Source organism: Lacimonas salitolerans, from assembly GCF_042677865.1.
Lineage (GTDB): Bacteria > Pseudomonadota > Alphaproteobacteria > Rhodobacterales > Rhodobacteraceae > Lutimaribacter > Lutimaribacter salitolerans.
Genome location: NZ_JBHUDD010000112.1, coordinates 1 through 4,526, shown reverse-complemented (window position 1 = coordinate 4,526; position 4,526 = coordinate 1). Strand labels below are relative to the sequence as shown.

The 4,526-nt window shown below is 60.2% G+C and carries 4 protein-coding genes; 2 read left to right on the top strand and 2 right to left on the bottom strand.

The window, feature by feature from the left end; all coding sequences use genetic code 11:
- Nucleotides 1-525: 525 nt before the first annotated feature.
- On the bottom strand, nucleotides 526-1,008 hold the full coding sequence (locus ACFTOW_RS13825; RefSeq protein WP_379916687.1) for a fasciclin domain-containing protein: 483 nt from the start codon (nucleotides 1,006-1,008) through the stop codon (nucleotides 526-528).
- Between the two features lie 186 nt (nucleotides 1,009-1,194).
- Entirely contained in the window at nucleotides 1,195-1,632 is a 438-nt protein-coding gene (locus tag ACFTOW_RS13820) for a DUF302 domain-containing protein (protein WP_379916685.1), read from the bottom strand.
- A 110-nt stretch (nucleotides 1,633-1,742) separates the two neighbouring features.
- On the opposite strand from ACFTOW_RS13820, the gene ACFTOW_RS13815 reads away from it, so the two are divergent.
- Both ACFTOW_RS13815 and msrP read left to right on the top strand, forming a co-directional pair.
- The gene (locus tag ACFTOW_RS13815; RefSeq protein ID WP_379916683.1) at nucleotides 1,743-3,233 is read left to right on the top strand and encodes an FMN-binding glutamate synthase family protein; all 1,491 of its coding nucleotides are present in this window, start codon (nucleotides 1,743-1,745) and stop codon (nucleotides 3,231-3,233) included.
- Between the two features lie 104 nt (nucleotides 3,234-3,337).
- Nucleotides 3,338-4,237 carry a protein-methionine-sulfoxide reductase catalytic subunit MsrP gene (gene msrP / locus ACFTOW_RS13810; RefSeq protein ID WP_379916681.1) on the top strand — a complete coding sequence of 300 codons (900 nt, stop codon included), beginning with the start codon at nucleotides 3,338-3,340 and terminating at the stop codon, nucleotides 4,235-4,237.
- The last annotated feature ends 289 nt before the right edge of the window (nucleotides 4,238-4,526 follow it).

Below are 4,526 nucleotides of genomic sequence, written 5' to 3'. Positions count from 1 at the left end.
GCGCGCAGGCTGGGATGACACCTTCCTGCGCTCGATTCTCACAAACATAGCAATGGCTTAATGCCAAAAGCGATTGCCCTGCGTCCAGCGCGGTTCCATTCAGTATATTCGGCATTGGGGTCCCTCCAAAAATTGGGTCAAATATTCAGCATTGCTCAAATAGGTGGGCCTGACCCGTTCGCCGGGAATCTTGTTAACCAAATCAATAACATCGCATTTTTGAATAGTGAAAAAAAAGTGACTGAATTGAGAAAAAACCGGGACATGCGCGCTAAAGTCGGGAAATTGCAATCCGGTCCGGGGACAATCCGTGCTGGCGTTGCGTATTATCTTTGTATTCGCACCGAATCAATTCGGAGGTTCACGCCAATTGCGCTGGCACCATACACGGCACGGGCGAGAATGTGACGAATTTTAGTCATTTGCCAAGCCGCTGCGGCGCCGTCACGGCGCCGGGCCCGTGGTGCTTCGGCACGAAAAAAGGGCGCGCGGTGTCCCGCGCGCCCCTGATGCGATCGTCCGGGATTACATGCCCGGCATGATCACGCCGTCGATGACGTGAATGACGCCGTTCGAGGTTTCGATATCGGCGGTGGTCACCGTTGCCTCGTCCACGGTCACGGTGCCCCGCGACGTGACGGTGATCTCGTCACCCTGTACCGTCTTGACGACCGTGTCGTCGCCAAGTTCGGTCGACATCACTTTGCCCGGCACGACGTGATAGGTCAGGATCGCCGTCAGCTGGTCTATGTTCTCGGGCTTGAGCAGATCCTCGACCGTGCCTTCGGGCAGGGCCGCGAATGCTTCGTCGGTCGGCGCGAACACGGTGAAGGGACCTTCGCCCTTGAGGGTTTCAACCAGACCGGCGGCCTCTACGGCGGCGACCAGAGTGGTGAAGTTGCCCGCTTCGATCGCGGTGTCCACGATATCCTTGGAGTGCGTGTCTGCCAGAGCCGGAGCAGCGATCAGCGTGGCGGCGGTCATGGCAAGGTATGTTCTACGTAGCATTATCAATCTCCCATTGATTGTTGCGTGGTAATGCCCGTTGGCATCAAGGCGTTAACGTAGGAGATGCGCGATTGGTTCACCGGGGGTTTCCGCCGATGCCGCTTGACTGAAAAGGGCGCAGACATAAGCCGCGCCCTTCGGTGTTTTCCAATGTTATTTTTGTGATTGCACGCGAGTGCGCCGTGATTAATCCAAGCCGATTGCGGCCCGCGTGATGGTGTCCAGAAGCTGCTGGATCTCTTGCATCTCGCCCTCGGGAAAGGTCCGGTAGCCGATCATCACCGGCTCGCCCGGGCGCTGGGCCACGAAGATGTTGTAGGGGCAGTACTGCAGGTTCATCGGATCGGCCTCCATCACCTTGCGTGACAGGGTGGCCGAACAGAAGGAGTAGATTTCGGCATTGGTATAGAGTGTCTCGTCGCTGCCCACGTCGCCTTTGGTCCGTTCCAGCATGTCGCCGGTGTGGGACACGGCATCGATCACCAGACCTTCGCCGAGTATGGCGTTTTCCAGCCCGAAGGTGACGTCGTCAAAGCCATCCTCGGTGGTGTAGACCACCGGCTGATCGGCAAGCGCGGTGGCTGCGGTCGCGCAGAGGGCGGCTGCTATCAATATTTGTCTCATTTTTCTCCTCCAGAGATAAGGGGCGGTTCCTGCCGCGTCACGCAAGGGTTAACGTGCCCGTATAACAGGTTCCATGGCTGGTGCCTTGACCCAAGTCAAAAGAGGTTGAAATGAGTTTCGTCCAGGATGCGCTGCTGATGCTGGCGCTGTTGTTCATACTGGCGCTGGGGGCCGGGGTTCTGGTTCTGCTGGTCCTGTTTGTCACCGACAGATTGCAGACCGGTGATGCGATCCGCCGAAACTATCCGGTGATCGGACGCTTCCGTCATCTGTTCACCGGCCTTGGTGAGTTTTTCCGGCAGTATTTCTTTGCCATGGACCGCGAGGAATTGCCGTTCAACCGCGCGCAGCGGGGCTGGGTGGAGAACGCGACCAAGGGCAAGGGCAACACGATCGCCTTTGGCTCGACCCGGAACCTGAACGTGCCGGGCACGCCGATTTTCGTGAACGCGGTGTTCCCGCCGCTGGACGATCAGTTTTCTGCGACGCAACCGATGCAGATCGGGCCGACGGCGGCGATCCCATACAATGCCAAGTCGATCTTCAATATCTCCGGCATGAGTTATGGTGCCATTTCGCGTCCCGCGGTCGAGGCATTGAGCCGGGGCGCCGCCAAGGCGGGTGTCTGGCTGAACACAGGCGAGGGCGGGCTGAGCCCGTATCACCTGACCGGGGCCTGCGACATCGTCTATCAGATCGGCACCGCCAAATACGGCGTGCGTGATGCCCATGGCAATCTGGATGACGACCGTCTGCGCAAGCTGTCCGAGCATCCGCAGATCCGCATGTTCGAGTTGAAGCTGGCGCAGGGGGCCAAGCCCGGCAAGGGCGGCATCCTGCCCGGGGAAAAGGTGAACGCCGAGATCGCAGAGATCCGCGGCATTCCGCTGGGGCGGGACAGCGTGTCGCCCAACCGGCATCTGGATATCGGCAATTTTGACGAGTTGCTGGATGTCGTCGGCCACATCCGCGAGGTCACGGGCAAGCCATGCGGTTTCAAGACGGTGATCGGCAGTTCGGATGCGTGGGAGGACCTGTTCGCGTTGATCAAGGCGCGGGGCGATGACAGCGCGCCAGATTTCATCGCCATCGACGGCGGCGAGGGCGGCACCGGGGCCGCGCCCATGCCCTTGATGGATCTGGTGGGCATGCCGCTGCGCGAGGCGCTGTTGCGCATGGTCGACCTGCGCGACCAGCACGGGCTGAAGGACCGCATCCGCATCATCGCAAGCGGCAAGCTGGTCAATCCGGGCGACGTGGCCATGGCGATCTGCGCCGGCGCGGATTTCGTCACCTCCGCGCGCGGGTTCATGTTTTCGCTGGGCTGCATCCAGGCGCTGAAATGCAATCGCAACACCTGCCCGACGGGCATCACGACCCATGATCCGTATCTGCAGCGCGGTCTGGTGGTCGAGGACAAGTTCGAAAAGGTCGCCAACTATGCCACCTCGATCATCAAGGAGGTCGAGATGATCGCCCATTCCGTCGGCGTGGCCGAACCGCGCCTGATGCGGCGGCGGCATGTGCGGCTGGTGCAGGAGGACGGAACCTCGACCCCGCTGAACAAGATCCGCCCCAGTTTCAACGCGCCCCCGGCCTGAGGGTGTGTTTCAGCCGCGCCACCGATTTGTGAGACGGGTTGTTTTGCCTGCGTGCCGGACCATGATTACTAGGAGGGTGGAACAGACAACAAGGGAATGACCGAATGGCCTTTCGCTGGAAGAACGATCTGCGCGACCGGGATGTGACGGATCAGGCGCTTTGGATGAACCGCCGTCAGATCATGGGCGGTCTGGCGGGCATGGGTCTGGCCGGGGCGGCCACTGGCGCGCGGGCCGAGACGCCGGAGCCGAACACCTGGGAAGATATCACATCGTACAACAATTTTTACGAGTTCGGCACCGGCAAGAGTGATCCGTTGAACAATGCCGGGGCGATGACGATCGAGCCTTGGTCGGTGCGCATCGATGGGCTGGTGGACCGTCCCGGCGACTATGCCTTTGACCGGATCATGGAAGAGATGACCATCGAAGAGCGGCTGTACCGGTTCCGCTGTGTCGAGGCCTGGTCTATGGTGGTGCCGTGGAACGGGTTTGAACTGGCCGATCTGCTGGAGCTTGCAGGCGTGCAGTCGGGTGCGAAATATGTCGCGTTCGAGACCTATCTCAATCGCGACGAAATGCCGGGTGTTCGCTTCCCGGTGCTGGACTGGCCCTATGTCGAAGGTCTGCGTCTGGACGAGGCGCTGCACCCGCTGACCATCATGGCGACCGGCATCTATGGCCGGGACATTCCCAAGCAGAACGGTGCGCCGCTGCGGCTGGTGGTGCCGTGGAAGTACGGCTTCAAGTCGATCAAGTCGGTGGTGCGCATCACCCTGACCGACACGCAGCCGCCGACAAGCTGGAACAAGGCGAATGCCCGCGAATACGGGTTCTATTCGAATGTGAACCCGAATGTGGATCACCCGCGCTGGAGCCAGGCCAGCGAGCGCCGCATCGGGGGCGGGCTGTTTGCCAGCCGCGAGCCGACGCTGATGTTCAACGGGTACGAGGATGAAGTGGCAAGCCTGTATGCCGGCATGGATCTTCAGGAAAATTTCTGAGCATCGCTGCAGATGAAAAAGGCCGGGCAGAAACGCCCGGCCTTTTCGGTTTGTGATTTTGCGGTGATCAGTAGACGTCGAAATCGGAAACGGTCAGCTCCGAGGTGACATTGTCCAGACGCGCGACCATCTCGCGGTCGGCTGTGGTTGACCAGTCATCGTCATAGTAGATGAACGTGTGCGTGCCGTCGCTGGCGGCCAGGTAGTGTAGCGCGACAAACTTGATGAGAAGAGCGCGTCAATCAGGATGAGAATCCGTGGTCGCGACGCTTGAGAAGATGCCGCCCTT